Genomic DNA, 14,385 nt, shown 5'->3' with positions numbered 1-14,385 from the left:
ACCGCACCTTGTCCCCCGCGCATTAAGACGCCACACTAGGCAGATGAGCGGGGACAACTCAGCAACGGGCGCGGGCCAATCGCGCCCAAGCCGCCGGATGGCTTTTGCCGAGCAGGAATTGCGCCTTATTTCGGCACTGGTGCTACTTATAGGGTTGGGCCTGTTTCTGGCACTGCCCTTTGTCCTCTCGATAGGTTCGGTCGTATTCCTGCCGGTGACAACCGCGATAATCCTGACGATCATCCTGTCGCCGCTGGCCGACAGGCTGGCTGCATGGGGAATCCCCAACGTCCTCGCCTCACTGGGCGCGCTGCTATTCTTCTTTGCTCTGTTGTTGCTGGCACTCGCGCTGATCCTGCAACCGGCCGTGGCACTGTTTGACAGTGTCCCGGAAATGGCGCGGCAAGTGGGTGACCGCTTCACCGCATTGCGGGATGAATTCGAATGGATCGCCATGGCGGACAAGCAATTGTCGGCCCTGATGGGCCAATCGGGTGCTCGCGAAGTGGTATTGGCGAGCCCCTCGGTGATCGAACAGCTTGCCTTTGCAACCCCGAGTCTGCTGATCGAAACCCTCCTCACCTTGCTGATGGCGTTTTTCATGATCGAAGCGCGGGTTCGCCTGCGCAGGCACCTGCTGTTTGACCGCGCGACACACGGCACCAGCATCAAGGCCGCACGCGTCATGCGCGAGGTTCAGGACCGTGTTGCCGCCTACATTCTCACCGTCACGTTCATCAATGCCTCGGTCGGAATCGTGGTCGCGCTCGGCGCGTGGATGCTCGGGGTAGAAGCCCCGGTTATGTGGGGCGGGCTGGCCATGTTGCTGAACTTCCTGCCCTATATCGGGCCGCTGCTTATGACCGCGCTGCTTACCTTGTTCGGCATCGGCACTGCAGAGACACTGGTTCTGGGGTTCATTCCGGCCGCTGCGTATCTTGGCCTGCACACCATCGAGGCAAACGTTGTTACGCCTTCGATCCTGGGTGCACGATTTACCATGAACCCGGTCCTGATCCTGATTGCGCTTAGCTACTTCTCATGGATCTGGGGCGTGTTCGGTGCGCTGCTGTCCGTGCCGATCTTGCTGATGCTGACCGCATTTTTCGACCACGTAGGCAGACCAAACCTGATCGGCTTCATATTCGGTGAACCGCTATTCGCGACAAGTCTGATGGCACTGGGTTCCGACGAAACAACAGACTGAACCATCATTCACAACAAAAAGGCCCGCCAGTGCAGCAACACTGGCGGGCCTTTGTTTGTTCGATCAGGCTGTGATCAGGAAGGGTATTTCCATGTCGTGCCGCGCGCCAGATTTTCCGACGCGAATGCCCAGTTGAGCTTCTTGTTGATCACTCCGTCGAGGTAGGCCGGACGCGCATTCTGGTGGTCCAGATAATAGGCGTGTTCCCACACGTCGATCGTCAGAAGCGGGTTGAAATCGCTGTCTGCAAGAGTGTCGCCGTCGTGGGTTTCTTCGATCGACAGCTTGCCGTCTTTTTCAGCCAGCCACACCCACCCGCTGGCGAAGTGGCCCGCGCCGCGTTCTGCCAGCTTGCTCTTCAGATCGTCGACCGAGCCGAATGCTTCATTAATCATCGCGGTGAGTTCTGCGGAAGGCGAAGAGCTCTCTTCGGCCATCGAATGCCAGTAGAACCCGTGGTTCCAGCTCTGCGCGGAATTGTTGAACAGGCCCTGATTGGAACCGCGCGCCGCGGCAATCACTTCTTCCAGCGATTTGTCTGCGTGATCCGTACCCTCGATCGCGTCGTTGGTCTTGGTAACATACGCCTGATGATGCTTGCCGTGGTGAAACGACAGCGTTTCAGCAGAAATGACCGGCGCCAGTGCCGTGTCGGAATAAGGGAGCGGGGTGAGTGAGAAAGCCATGATATCTCCTTCGATCAATCGAATTGTTGTTAGTCTTTAGCCAACCAACGCCTAGTCAGCAAAATCGTTGCAGGAAAGTGATCAATTTTCCTGTGCGTGATCGACAGTCGCGGTGACCGCGACGTTCATGGTTACATTGGCGAGCGTGCGCATGATGTCCGGCAGCATCTCGACCGCAACAAGGATTGCCAATGGCTCGATCGGGACACCCATCGCCAGCGCAATCGGGCCGATGGATACGACGAAGCTGATCGATCCCGGCAGGCTGACCGAACCGACGCTGATGATCAGCGCCACCGCGATACCGGCGGCAAGCAATGCCGGGGTCAACTCCACACCCGCCAGCGTCGCGACATAGATTGCCACCGCCATGTTCATCGCAGGGCTGGTGACCCGGAAAATCGCCACCGCCAGGGGAAGAACAAAGTCCGCAGTCGTATCGCTCACGCCGAGGCGCTTGGCGCTTGCAAGCATTGCGGGAAGGCTCGCCAGCGAACTTTGCGTGGAAATTGCGACTGCCTGCGAGGGAAGCATTTCGCGGGCAAATCTGAGCGGGGATTTGCGCGCGCCCAGCGCAGCCAGCAGGTAAGCAGCCAGCAGGACGATTGCGCCCATTGCCGAAACACTCAGAATATAGTGCGCCAAGGCAGCAAACGCCCCGCCCCCGCTGCGCGCCGCAACACCAAGCGCCAGCGCGAAGACCCCGATTGGAGCAAGCCAGAGGACCCAGCCGATGATCGTCAGCATGGCATTGGCGAGCGCATGGAAAAACCCGACCAGTGTTTCGCGCTGACCGGACGGAAGCCGCGAAATGGCCACAGCAAATATGGCAAAGAACAGGGTCAGTGGCAGCATCGCGGTTTCCGCTGCCGCCGCGATCAGGTTCGGCGCAATCAACGAGGTGATGAAATCGCCCACTTCGGGCACTGCCTGCGCCTCGACATTGTCTGCCACCAGCATGGATGATGCCGCATCCGGAATCGGGAATGCCGCAAGCAATGCCGGCATGAACAGCGCCGACACCAAACCACTGAGCACCAGCATCCCAAGCATTAGCGCCAGCATGGTCCGGGCGACCTTGCCCGCCTTGGCAGCTTGCGCCATTTGCGAAATCCCCAGCACCAGCAAGGCTGCAACCAGCGGAATTATTGTCATCTGCAAGGCGCGAAGCCACAGCGTGCCGACCGGACGCGCGAGCGCCAGCAGCGGATCGATCAGGCTGGAATTGGCAAGTATCAGGCCAAGCGTAAGCCCGGCTATCAGACCGCCGAAGGTCCACCACACCGGCAGGCGGATGGTTACCAGTTCGACCGGCCCCTTTAATGTCTCGTTCAAATCATTGCCCCAATTGCTGTGCCAGCCCTTTCCTTTCAGGCCTAATCGCGCCAGAAGCGCGTGGCAAATCCCGATAGATCATTGCGCGCACAGCGCGAACTTTTTGACGACGAGAAAATATCAATGGCACGCAAGTTTTTCGGCACCGACGGTATCCGCGGGGAAACCAACAAGGGCGCGATGACCGCGACTATGGCCATGCGCGTTGCGCAGGCTGCAGGCAATTATTTCAATCGCGGCGATCACCGCCACCGGGTCGTGATCGGCAAGGACACACGCCTGTCGGGCTACATGATCGAAAGCGCGCTGGTGGCCGGTTTTACCAGTGTCGGCGTCGATGTGATCATGACCGGGCCGCTGCCGACCCCGGCAGTCGCGTTGCTGACACGCGAAATGCGCGCCGATCTGGGCGTCATGATTTCTGCCAGCCACAACCCGTATCAGGACAACGGGCTGAAACTGTTCGGCCCGGACGGCTTCAAGCTCTCCGACGAGGCGGAGACGGAAATCGAACGCATGATCGAAGACCAGCCCGATCTGGTTCCGGCCTCTGCCATCGGCCGCGCCCGCCGGATCGAGGATGCGAGGGGGCGCTACATTCACGCAGTGAAGCAATCGGTGTCCGATGAAACGCGGTTCGACGGGCTGAAAGTGGTGGTCGATTGCGCCAACGGTGCCGCATATCAGGTCGCCCCCTCAGCCATCTGGGAACTGGGTGCCGAAGTCGTGACCCTGGGCGTGTCGCCCAACGGCACCAATATCAATGACGGCGTCGGCTCGACATCGCTTGGCGCGCTGAAGGCCAAGGTGGTCGAAGAAGGCGCCGATATCGGCATTGCGCTGGACGGTGATGCCGACCGGCTGATCGTGGTCGATGAAAAAGGCCAGACGGTCGATGGCGACCAGATCATGGCGCTGGTCGCAACCCGGATGCATGAAAAAGGCGACCTGCGCGGCGGAGGGATCGTGGCCACGGTCATGTCCAATCTAGGCCTTGAAAGGTATCTCCAGACGCAGGGCCTGACGCTGGAACGGGCAAAGGTCGGCGACCGGTACGTGCTCGAAAAAATGCGCGAAGGCGGCTTCAACGTCGGCGGCGAGCAATCAGGCCACATGATCCTGATGGATTACGCGACCACCGGCGACGGCACGACCACCGCGCTGCGGATCCTCGCTAGTCTTGTCCGTTCGGGCGTGAAAGCAAGCGAGCTGATGCACCTGTTCGATCCGGTGCCGCAATTGCTCAAGAATGTGCGTTATGAAGGCGGCTCTCCGCTGGATAATGAATCGGTCAAAGCCGTGATTGCAGAGGCGGAAACCGAGCTGGCTGGCACGGGCCGTCTGGTCATTCGTGCGTCAGGTACCGAACCGGTCATCCGGGTCATGGCAGAGGGCGATGACGAGGCGCAGGTGAACCGTGTGGTCGACCGGATATGCGATGCTGTGCGGGATGCCTGCTGATGCTGGAAATGCGACCTGACTGCCAGCGGTGCGGCACCGATCTGAAGGCGGAAACACCCGGCGCATTCATTTGCAGTTTTGAATGCACTTTCTGCGCCGAGTGTACCGATGCGCTCGACGATATTTGCCCGAATTGCGGCGGCGAGTTGATGGATCGCCCCACCCGCTCGAAACAAATGCAGGAAAAATTTCCCGCCAGCACCGATCGCAGGTTCGGGGGCAAGAACTGATGGCAGGCTCACCGCCGCGCATTCTTTCGATCGCCGGCTCCGACAGTTCCGGCGGCGCAGGCATCCAGGCCGACATCAAGACCATTTCGATGCTGGGCGGCTATGCAATGACTGCGATCACCGCGGCGACAGCACAAAACACGCTGGGGGTTCAGGCCATTACACCGTTCCCCGGCGATTTCGTGGCGGCGCAGATCCGGTCCTGCACCGGCGATATCGGCGTGGATGCGATCAAGATCGGGATGTTGCACGACCCCGATATCGTGGCCCATGTGGCAGATGAACTGGACCGGCTGGACGCGGGCATCCCGGTCGTTCTTGATCCGGTGATGATTTCAACTTCCGGCGCGGCCCTGATCACGCCAGAGACAGTCGCCTTGCTAAGAGAACGACTTTTCCCGCGCGCCCGCTTGGTCACCCCCAACCTGCCGGAACTGGAGCACCTGGCCGGGCGAACATTGCGCACGACCGAATTGATGCGCGATGCGGCGCTGGAACTGGCCGAGCAATATGGCTGTTCGGTACTGGCCAAGGGCGGCCACACCGACGACCAGCGGATTATCGACACGCTGATCGGTCCGGGAGAAGAACGCGCTGCTTCCTTCGACCACGCACGAATCGATACGCCGCATACCCATGGCACCGGATGCACCCTGTCTTCGGCGATCGCGACGCTACTGGGGCACGGCCAGCCGCTCGAACATGCAGTCCGGCTGGGGCGGAAATTTGTCTACCGCGCGATTGAGGCGGCACCGGGCTTTGGCGGCGGCAATGGGCCGCTGGGTCACCACGCCGTTCGCCGGCTCGACTGAATCAGCAGTCGAGCTCGTAAAATTCGGCGATGTGACACCATGCCTCTTCAGCCGTTTCGCACCAATGGATCAAATCAAGATCCTTGCGATTGATGGTGCCTTCTTCTGCAATTGCTTCGAAATTGACCACCCGGTTCCAGAATTCCTTGCCGAACAGGACAATCGGAATGCGCTTCATCTTGCCGGTCTGGATCAGCGTCAGCAGTTCGAACATCTCATCGAATGTGCCGAAACCGCCTGGGAAGACCGCGACTGCACGCGCGCGCAGCAGGAAATGCATCTTGCGCAGCGCAAAGTAATGGAAGTTGAGCGACAGGTACGGCGTCACATAAGAATTCGGTGCCTGTTCATGCGGCAGGATAATGTTGAGACCGATGGACTCGGCACCCGCTTCCGATGCGCCGCGATTGGCAGCTTCCATGATCGACGGGCCGCCGCCTGAACATACGACGAACTGGCGTTTGCCTTCTTCGACGATCGCCTTTTCGCTAACCAGCTTCGCCAGCTTGTGCGCTTCGGTGTAATATTTCGACTTGGCCGCAAGGCTTTCAGCGATAGCCTTGTTCTCGGGATCGGCGTTTGCGACCAGCTCTTCAGCCTTTTCCGGGGACGGAATACGCGCAGAACCGTAAACCACCAGAGTCGATCCGACACCGGCCTCGTCCAGCAGCATTTCCGGTTTCAGCAGTTCCAGCTGGAAGCGTACCGGGCGCAGTTCCTCCCGCAACAGGAAGTCCGTGTCGCGAAACGCCAGCTTGTATGCCGGATGCTGTGTCTGCGGAGTGCTGTGCGGTTCGGATTCGAAAAATTCGGCTTCTTTTTCGGCGGGGTAGAACTTGCGATCTTTTAATTCGTTTTCTTTATCAGTCATTCCCGCGCGATAGGAGCAGCCGCCGCTCCGCACAAGATAGCTAATCGCAAATCCGGCGCAGTGTGATTACGCGTTGATCCACAACCGGATGATCCAGGCGACAATCCCCAAGACAGTGACGCTGGCTAGCCATATCGCCGCCATCCATCCCAGCCGCTGCCACAGGGGCGTGGTTTCGGGGTCCGGCATCAGTGATACCCCGCGTCGTCAACTTTGCCGCGGAACACCCAATATGCCCAAGCAGTATAGCCGATGATCAGCGGCATGGTGATCGCCACGCCCACCAGCATGAATATCTGGCTGCTTTCGGGCGATGCCGCGTCCCAGATGGTGATTCCCGGAGGAACGACATAGGGCCACATCGTCACGCCAAGCCCCGCCATGCCCAAAAAGAACAAGGCAATCGCAAGCCAGAATGGCTTGGAATGACGCGATACAGACAGCGACCGGAGCAAGGTGACCGCAACGATTGCCGTCAGGATCGGTACCGGCGCGGCGAAATAGATTTCAGGCTCGGTCAGCCAGCGTGCAGCGTATTCGGAATTCAGCACCAGATTGTAGAGACTGACTGCGCCCATCAGCACGAAGGTGGCCAGCGCGGCTTTCTTTGCCAGGCTACGAGCGTGGTCCTGGCTCTCTCCGTCCAGCTTCCACACCAGCCAGGTCGCGCCCAGCAGAGCGTATCCGGCCACGGTGCCGATACCGGTCAGCAAGGTGTACGGGGTAAGCCAGTCCCACCAGCTGCCAGCATATGACCGGCCCGAAACCTCGATCCCCTGCAGCAATGCGCCCAGCGTCATGCCCTGCGCCATCGCAGCAACGAAAGAACCGCCGGTAAAGGCCGCATCCCAGAAACGGCGATGGCCGGGATCGCGCCAGCGAAACTCGAATGCAACGCCGCGGAATACTAGACCAAGCAGCATGGCAATGATCAGCGGATATGTCGCCGGCAGGATAACCGCATAAGCGAGCGGAAATGCAGCGAACAGTCCGCCCCCGCCAAGCACCAGCCAGGTTTCATTGCCATCCCAAACGGGGGCGATCGAATTCATCGCCCGGTCCCGCTCCGACCCGACTTTGAATGTCGGGAACAGGATGCCGATGCCCAGATCGAACCCGTCCATGACGACATAGGCGAACACCGCAAAGGCAATGATGAACGCCCAGATGGTGGTCAGATCGATAGCAAATGCCATCAGGCGTCTCCTCTATCCGTTGGTCCCGAATCCGTTGGCCCCGATTCCGTTGGCAGTGTTTCCTGCTGCCCCGGGTTCTGGGTTGGTCCCGGCGTGATACCGGCTGTGCGGATCGGCCCGCTATCGCCGCGCTTGACCCCGGTTTCGCCGGTATGCGGCTTGTGGCTCATCAGGCGCAGAATGTACCAGGTGCCCACACCGAAGACGGCGAAATAAACGAGGATGAATGCAAGCAGCGATGCACCAACTGCCGGGGCATCGAGCGGGCTTGCCGCATCGGCAGTGCGCAAGAGGCCGTAAATCACGTATGGCTGGCGCCCAACCTCTGTCGTGATCCAGCCGGCAATGACAGCGACGAAACCCGAAGGCCCCATGACCAGCGCCGCACGGTGCAGCCATGACCAATCATAGAGCCGCTTCCGCAGACGTCCGAGCAAGCTCCACATACCGATCCCCAGCATCGCAAAACCGATCCCGACCATTATTCGGAACGACCAGAAGACCACGCCAACAGGCGGTTCTTCATCGTCGGGGATCGTGTCCAGACCGGCCAGCGGCGCATTGAGATCGTGTTTGAGGATCAGCGAAGATGCCTTGGGGATTTCGATCGCGTAACGGACCGTTTTCGCCTCGCTGTCAGGTATGCCGAACAGGATCAGAGGGGCACCGTCGGGATGGCTCTGGAAATGACCTTCCATCGCCATGACTTTCTGTGGCTGATGCTCCAGCGTATTCAGGCCGTGCATATCCCCGGCGAAAATCTGCAGCGGTGCGACGATGGCCGCCATCCACATAGCCATCGAAAACATCTTGCGCGCGTGGGGATTGGTACGGTCGCGCAGCAGATGCCACGCGCCCACCGCACCAACCACGAACGCGGTCGTCAGGTACGTCGCCATCAGCGTGTGCACCAGACGATAGGGGAAGCTGGGATTGAAAATGATGGCGAGCCAGCTTTCGCCCGGCAGGAATTGACCGTTTTCGCCCATGACATGGCCGACCGGCGTTTGCATCCAGCTGTTCACGGACAGAATCCAGAATGCGGAGATAAACGTGCCCAGCGCGACCATGCAGGTGGCGGCGAAATGCAATTTCTTGCCGACCTTGTTCATGCCGAACAGCATCACCCCCAGGAATCCCGCCTCGAGGAAGAACGCGGTCAGGACTTCATATGCCATCAACGGGCCGATCACCGGCCCGGCTATGTCGGAAAAGACCGACCAGTTGGTCCCGAACTGATAAGACATGACGATGCCCGACACGACGCCCATGGCAAACGCGATCGCAAAAATCTTCAACCAGTATTTGAACAGGTCGAGATACAGCTGCTTGCCGGTTTTCAGCCACAGCCCTTCAAGGACCATCAGGTAGCTGGCCAGGCCAATCGAAAAGGCCGGGAAGATGAAATGGAAACTTACCGTGAACGCGAATTGAATCCTGGCAAGGAGCAGAGCGTCTAGACCGTCGAACATGAGGTATCCTACCGAAGGTTTTGCTTCGTCTCGAATGTAAATACTGCAAGAGCAGTGCGCTACTGCGCACTGCTCTTGGCAAGGGTTTTAGTCGACGCGGGTGGTTCGAAGGTAGGGGCGGTGTGCGGTCCAGCCTTGCGGGAACAGGCCCTTTGCCTCCTCATCAGCGATCGACGGGGGAATGATTACCTCGTCCCCGCTGCGCCAGTCAGCCGGCGTCGCAATCCGTTTTGCATCGGCCAGTTGCAGCGCATCAATCACACGAAGAATTTCGTCGAAATTGCGCCCGCAGCTCATCGGGTAAGTCATCATCAGGCGGATCTTCTTGTCCGGATCGATGATGAATACCGACCGTACAGCAGCGGTGTCGCTCTGATCCGGGTGCAGCATGTCATACATCCGTGCAATCGACAGGTCCGCGTCGGCGACGATCGGAAATTGCAGATCTGTATTCTGAGTGTCGTTCACATCCGCAATCCACTTGCTGTGTTCCTCGGCGGTATCGGTCGACAAGCCCAGCGGCTTGGTGTTGCGTTTGGCAAACTCGTCCGCAAGCTGGGCGGTGCGTCCCATTTCGGTGGTGCAAACCGGGGTAAAGTCCGCCGGGTGGCTGAAAAAGAACACCCAGGAATCCCCAGCCCAATCATGCAGGCTGATCGGCCCCACTTGTGTGTCGACGGTAAAGTCCGGCGCAATATCTCCAATGTGAAGGCTCATAATCCATACTCCAATTTTGATTTAATAGTTGATTGGTTCAGTCTGCGGTTGGCGGTGCCTCCGCAGTTCCGGTTCAGTTGTTCCGGCCAGGGCCGCCACCAAATCCGCGACCTTGTCCCGCGCCCTGCCCGGCCTGCCCGCCGCGGGCGACGCAGCGTTCAAAGGCTGGAAGATGCCGCTCTCGGGACGCCCATTGCAGCTTTGTCAGAGTTTCCCGAACTTGCGGGTCCACGATGCCCGGAAGTAGCCGGTCATAGAGCGCAATGTTCTCCTCCTCGGCGGTCACCCCGGTTTCACACGCAGACAGGAGCGTCTCCGGCGCTTCGATCTGGCCGATCAGGTCATTGCCGGGCGAATATTCTAGCCCGAGCCGGTCCATCTCGGCTTTTACCAGATCCGCATGATGGCGTTCGGCACTGATGATGTTCGAAAACGGGCGCACATCGCCGAATTTTTTCAGCACAGCAGTGTAGGTCGCCTCGGCGAGATATTCGTCAGCCAAAGCCAGTTCGAGCGCCTCGGCATCGGTGGCTGCCGGGGCAGATTCTGCTGGCGTCGAGCAAGCGGGTGCCGAAAGAGCAAGCGCTGCGGCGAGCGGGAGAATTTTGAAAAGTCTCATTTCCACGTCCTTTCCTTGTCCCCACCCTGATAGGATGATCCCGCAGGAAAGGCCAGAACGATTATACGATTACATAAATCGTAATTCTCAATCTATCGTCAAAGCGGCTTATTTGGGCGATTTTAGGCGGAAAGGAGCGATAATCCGAGCTTCACTTATGTATTTTGATTAATTGTACTGGTCAGAAGTCAATGCTGCGCAAGGCGATTGTCGAGGGCGTACGCGCCGCCGCCCCTGAACCAGAAATAGGCCAAGGCCCCCATGATCGCGATGTTCTTGAACAGCGGGCCTGTGTGCCCCGGAGCTATGTGCGTGAAAAATGTAATCGGCACCAGCGTAAGGAGAATAATGACAGCCGACAGGCGGGTCATGAAACCCAGCGCCAGGCTGATCCCGAAAACGATGAATACCGCGCCGCTCAACCACAGCAATAACGAAGGGTCGGCAATCGAGTTGACCACATCGCGCCATGGGGATTCCGCCATTCTGTCCAGCATCATCTGGTGCATGCCGAAATGGCCGAGACCGCCGATGATGAAGATCAGGCTGGTCAAAACCCGGAACACCGGATCGATCAGCGCCGCTACGGGGCCAGAGGGCGTCAATATCGTTTCGATGCGTTCAAGCATGTCAGCCCGCTTCCCGCATCGCCTTGCGCCACCGGCCGAAGGTTTTCTCCGAAACACCGATTTCGCGGCAACTCTCGCACACGCCTTTGCCGCTAGCGATAAGCGCGGCGATTTCGCGGCATTTGCGATCTTTGTCGTGAATGGCGACCATCAAATCATACCCCGGGCAAGATAGTGATCCACTGGCGGGGCGGGCTCACCCGTATCTTTCATGAGATCCGCGAACGCGCGGTCCTGCGAAAGATACAGATTGCCGTTCAGCTCCTCCAGGAAATGCGTCCGTTTGAGACGATCGGTGACAGGGCCCTTCACTTCGGAAAGGTGCAATCCGATCCCGCCATCACCAAGCCGGTGGTTGATCGCCTCCAGACTTTCGAGACCCGATGCGTCGATTTCGTTCACCGCGCTGCACATCAGGATGACATGCCGCAGCTGGGGCCGTTCGGCGACACGTTCCAGCACGTATTCTTCCAGCCACCGGGCGTTGAGATAAGTCAGGCTCTCATCAATCCGGATCGAAAGAACGTGCGGGACGGTGAACACGCTGTGCCGCTCGACATTGCGGAAATGTTCGGTCTCCGGCACGCGGCCCACAATCGCGGCATGGGGCCGCGATGCGCGCCATAGATACAGCAACAGCCCGACCCCGACACCGGCAATCACACCCATTTCGACCCCGGCCAACAAGGTGATCCCGATGGTTGCAACATGTGCCGCAAAATCAGCCTTTGAATAACGCCACAACTGCCCCGGGGTCTTGAGATCGACGAGACTGAGAACCGCGACGATGATCGTGGCAGCAAGAGTGGCGATCGGCAGATTGAACAGCAGCGGCGTGAGGAACAGCGAGGCCAGAGCAATGCCGACAGCGGTGTAGGCACCGGCGGCGGGCGTTTCCGCCCCCGCATCGAAATTGACGACCGAGCGCGCAAATCCGCCGGTAACGGGATAGCCACCGGAAAATGCGCTGGCGATGTTTGATGCGCCCAGCCCGATCAATTCCTGGTCGGGGGCGATACGCTGACGGCGCTTGGCGGCCAGCGTTTGGGCGACCGATACACTTTCGACGAACCCGATGATGGAGATCAGCAGGGCGGGAACCCACAGCTTCTCGATCAAGGACATATCGGTCGACGGGAGTGCGAAGGGCGGCAGCCCTTGCGGTATCGCGCCGACAATGTTTACGCCTTTTGCGTCCAGGTCGAACACCATCACCGCAATGATTGTCAGCGCAACTGCAACGACGGGGCCGGCCTTGGCCGTCATGTCGGCGGCACGCGATTTCAGACCCAGGGCCATCAGCGCCGGTTTCGCGCCCTTGCGCACCCAGAACAGAAACAAGGTCACGGGAACGCCGACCATCAGCGTCCAGATGTTGATATCGGCGATGTTGCTAGCGAGCGAACCGAGCATCGCCGGCCAGTTGTCACCGCCAGCCTTGATCCCGAGAACATGCTTCAGCTGGCTGGTCGCAATCAGAATACCGCTGGCTGTGATGAACCCGCTGATCACCGGGTGGGACAACAGGTTTGCGAGAAAACCGAGCCGCAGGAACCCCAGGATCGCCAGCATGACTCCGGAAATGGCAGCAAGAGTAATCGCCGCCTCGAGATATTCCGCACTGCCTTGCGCGGCCACTGCCCCGGCTGCACTCGCAGTCATCAGCGATACAACTGCAACCGGCCCGACCGCCAGGGTCCGGCTGGTACCGAAGATTGCGTAAGCGACCAGCGGAAGGATCGAGGCATACAGGCCGACAACCGGCGGCAAGCCTGCCAGCAGCGCATAGGCAAGGCTCTGCGGAATCAGCATGATCGTGACGATCACCGCCGCCATCATGTCATTCGTCAGAACCGACCTGTTATAGGTCCGGCCCCATTCAAGGATCGGGAAATACCGTCCCAGCATCAGGCGCTGCGGCTCTCTTTGGGTTTGACCATCCATTCATGCCCTTTGAGCATTCCGTTCCAGTAAACCCATGGCAGAATTTCGGATTTGAGGATCCACGACAGGCGGGCAGGACGGGTCCCGTCGATCAGCCACGATGGGAAGCTTGGCAGCAATTTTCCGCCATAGCCAAACTCTGCGAGCACGATTTTGCCGCGCTCCACCGTCAGCGGGCAGGAACCGTAGCCGTCATATTCGCAGCGTGGATCGCGCCCGGCCAGAACTGCCAATGCGTTAACCGCCACCAGCGGGGCCTGTTTGCGGGCGGCCGCTGCGGTCTTGGCATTGGGCATGCTGCCAGCATCACCCAGCCCGAAGATGTTGGAATAACGCGTGTGTTGCAGGGTTGCCTGATCAACATCCACGAAACCGCTTTCGGCGGCCAGAGGGCTGTCGGCAATGAATTGCGGCGCAACCTGCGGCGGCACGACGTGCAGCATGTCGAACTCGCGTTGATCAAGACCGTCTGCCGTTTCGAATGTCGCGACCTTCTTGTCGCCATCGACTGAAACCAGCTTCGACCCAAGCCGCAGATCGATACCGTAACGTTCGACATATTCCATCAGCGCCGGAACATACGCATCGACACCGAACAGCACGCCGCCAGCATTGCAAAACTCGACCTTGATATCGCCGAGGACCCCGCGATCTTCCCATTCATTGCAGGAAAGATACATCGCCTTTTGCGGCGCGCCGGCGCATTTGATCGGCATTGGTGGCTGGCTGAATATAGCCCGTCCGTTTTTCAGATTGCGGACCAGTTCCCAGGTGTAAGGGGCAAGATCATACCGGTAATTCGATGTGACGCCGTTCTTGCCAAGCGTCTCTTCGAGACTCTCGATCTGTTCCCACGCGAGGCGGATACCCGGCGCAACGATCAGCACCTTGTAGGTCAGCTGCGTGCCATCTTCCAAGGTCACCTGGTTCTGTTCCGGCTCGAAGGTCGATGCCGCTTTCTGGATCCACTGTGCGCCAGAGGGGATGACATCAGCCATCGCGCGCCGGGTCACTTGCGGTTCGAAGACGCCCCCGCCCACCATGGTCCAGCCTGGCTGATAGTAGTGATCTTCGCTTGGATCGACGATGACCAGGGAGACGTCACCGTTTCGCTTGAGCATCGACGCTGCGGTGGCAATGCCAGCCGCGCCGCCGCCGATGATAACAACGTCGTAAGATTTGGCTTCAGCCATGCGTGTTCTCCTG

16 protein-coding genes are annotated in these 14,385 nt (G+C 59.2%); 4 read left to right on the top strand and 12 right to left on the bottom strand.

Translation table 11 applies throughout. From position 1 onward, the window contains the following. The first annotated feature begins 43 nt into the window (after positions 1–43). Positions 44–1,207, top strand: coding sequence for an AI-2E family transporter (locus PO778_RS13495; RefSeq protein WP_160730762.1), 1,164 nt, complete (start codon positions 44–46; stop codon positions 1,205–1,207). A gap of 74 nt (positions 1,208–1,281) precedes the next feature. Here PO778_RS13495 and PO778_RS13490 read toward each other — a convergent pair whose 3' ends face one another. Together PO778_RS13490 and PO778_RS13485 are read right to left on the bottom strand one after the other, a co-directional pair. Continuing rightward, the gene (locus PO778_RS13490; RefSeq protein ID WP_271440007.1) at positions 1,282–1,893 is read right to left on the bottom strand and encodes a superoxide dismutase; all 612 of its coding nucleotides are present in this window, start codon (positions 1,891–1,893) and stop codon (positions 1,282–1,284) included. Between the two features lie 81 nt (positions 1,894–1,974). Beyond that, a complete protein-coding gene (locus tag PO778_RS13485; protein WP_271440006.1) occupies positions 1,975–3,228 on the bottom strand; it encodes a dicarboxylate/amino acid:cation symporter in 1,254 nt (417 codons plus the stop codon). Between the two features lie 123 nt (positions 3,229–3,351). On the opposite strand from PO778_RS13485, the gene glmM reads away from it, so the two are divergent. The 3 genes from glmM to thiD are packed head-to-tail and all read left to right on the top strand — an operon-like array spanning position 3,352 to position 5,731. Next, positions 3,352–4,689 carry a phosphoglucosamine mutase gene (gene glmM, locus PO778_RS13480; protein ID WP_160730764.1) on the top strand — a complete coding sequence of 446 codons (1,338 nt, stop codon included), beginning with the start codon at positions 3,352–3,354 and terminating at the stop codon, positions 4,687–4,689. Further along, a complete protein-coding gene (locus PO778_RS13475; protein WP_160730765.1) occupies positions 4,689–4,919 on the top strand; it encodes a DUF1272 domain-containing protein in 231 nt (76 codons plus the stop codon). Before glmM ends, PO778_RS13475 begins: the two co-directional genes overlap by 1 nt. Then, positions 4,919–5,731 carry a bifunctional hydroxymethylpyrimidine kinase/phosphomethylpyrimidine kinase gene (thiD, locus tag PO778_RS13470; RefSeq protein WP_271440005.1) on the top strand — a complete coding sequence of 271 codons (813 nt, stop codon included), beginning with the start codon at positions 4,919–4,921 and terminating at the stop codon, positions 5,729–5,731. The genes PO778_RS13475 and thiD overlap by 1 nt, the downstream gene beginning before the upstream one ends. A 1-nt stretch (position 5,732) precedes the next feature. Here thiD and PO778_RS13465 read toward each other — a convergent pair whose 3' ends face one another. The 10 genes from PO778_RS13465 to PO778_RS13420 form a co-directional block, all read right to left on the bottom strand. Beyond that, positions 5,733–6,602, bottom strand: coding sequence for an LOG family protein (locus PO778_RS13465; protein ID WP_271440004.1), 870 nt, complete (start codon positions 6,600–6,602; stop codon positions 5,733–5,735). 66 nt (positions 6,603–6,668) lie between these two features. Further along, the gene (locus PO778_RS13460) at positions 6,669–6,791 is read right to left on the bottom strand and encodes a DUF2474 domain-containing protein (protein WP_160730768.1); all 123 of its coding nucleotides are present in this window, start codon (positions 6,789–6,791) and stop codon (positions 6,669–6,671) included. Beyond that, positions 6,791–7,798: a cytochrome d ubiquinol oxidase subunit II gene (cydB, locus tag PO778_RS13455; RefSeq protein ID WP_271440003.1), complete on the bottom strand. Its 1,008-nt coding sequence runs from the start codon at positions 7,796–7,798 to the stop codon at positions 6,791–6,793. The genes PO778_RS13460 and cydB overlap by 1 nt, the downstream gene beginning before the upstream one ends. Beyond that, on the bottom strand, positions 7,798–9,270 hold the full coding sequence (locus PO778_RS13450; protein WP_271440002.1) for a cytochrome ubiquinol oxidase subunit I: 1,473 nt from the start codon (positions 9,268–9,270) through the stop codon (positions 7,798–7,800). The genes cydB and PO778_RS13450 overlap by 1 nt, the downstream gene beginning before the upstream one ends. 87 nt (positions 9,271–9,357) lie before the next feature. Next, positions 9,358–9,987 (bottom strand): peroxiredoxin, encoded by a 630-nt coding sequence (locus PO778_RS13445; protein WP_271440001.1) that lies wholly within the window; start codon positions 9,985–9,987, stop codon positions 9,358–9,360. Between the two features lie 73 nt (positions 9,988–10,060). Continuing rightward, positions 10,061–10,606, bottom strand: a complete 546-nt coding sequence (locus PO778_RS13440; RefSeq protein WP_271440000.1) for a ferritin-like domain-containing protein — start codon at positions 10,604–10,606, stop codon at positions 10,061–10,063. Between the two features lie 188 nt (positions 10,607–10,794). Beyond that, the gene (locus PO778_RS13435) at positions 10,795–11,235 is read right to left on the bottom strand and encodes a DoxX family protein (protein ID WP_271439999.1); all 441 of its coding nucleotides are present in this window, start codon (positions 11,233–11,235) and stop codon (positions 10,795–10,797) included. Position 11,236: 1 nt separating this feature from the next. Then, positions 11,237–11,386: a helix-turn-helix domain-containing protein gene (locus tag PO778_RS13430; RefSeq protein WP_271439998.1), complete on the bottom strand. Its 150-nt coding sequence runs from the start codon at positions 11,384–11,386 to the stop codon at positions 11,237–11,239. Further along, entirely contained in the window at positions 11,386–13,179 is a 1,794-nt protein-coding gene (locus tag PO778_RS13425; RefSeq protein WP_271439997.1) for a SulP family inorganic anion transporter, read from the bottom strand. Before PO778_RS13425 ends, PO778_RS13430 begins: the two co-directional genes overlap by 1 nt. Next, a complete protein-coding gene (locus PO778_RS13420; protein WP_333908200.1) occupies positions 13,143–14,372 on the bottom strand; it encodes an NAD(P)/FAD-dependent oxidoreductase in 1,230 nt (409 codons plus the stop codon). The genes PO778_RS13425 and PO778_RS13420 overlap by 37 nt, the downstream gene beginning before the upstream one ends. Positions 14,373–14,385 lie beyond the last annotated feature (13 nt).

This window comes from Pontixanthobacter luteolus (assembly GCF_947494915.1).
Classification (GTDB): domain Bacteria; phylum Pseudomonadota; class Alphaproteobacteria; order Sphingomonadales; family Sphingomonadaceae; genus Pontixanthobacter; species Pontixanthobacter luteolus.
The sequence above is the reverse complement of the archived record's forward strand: the minus strand, read 5'-3'. Positions and strand labels throughout refer to the sequence as shown.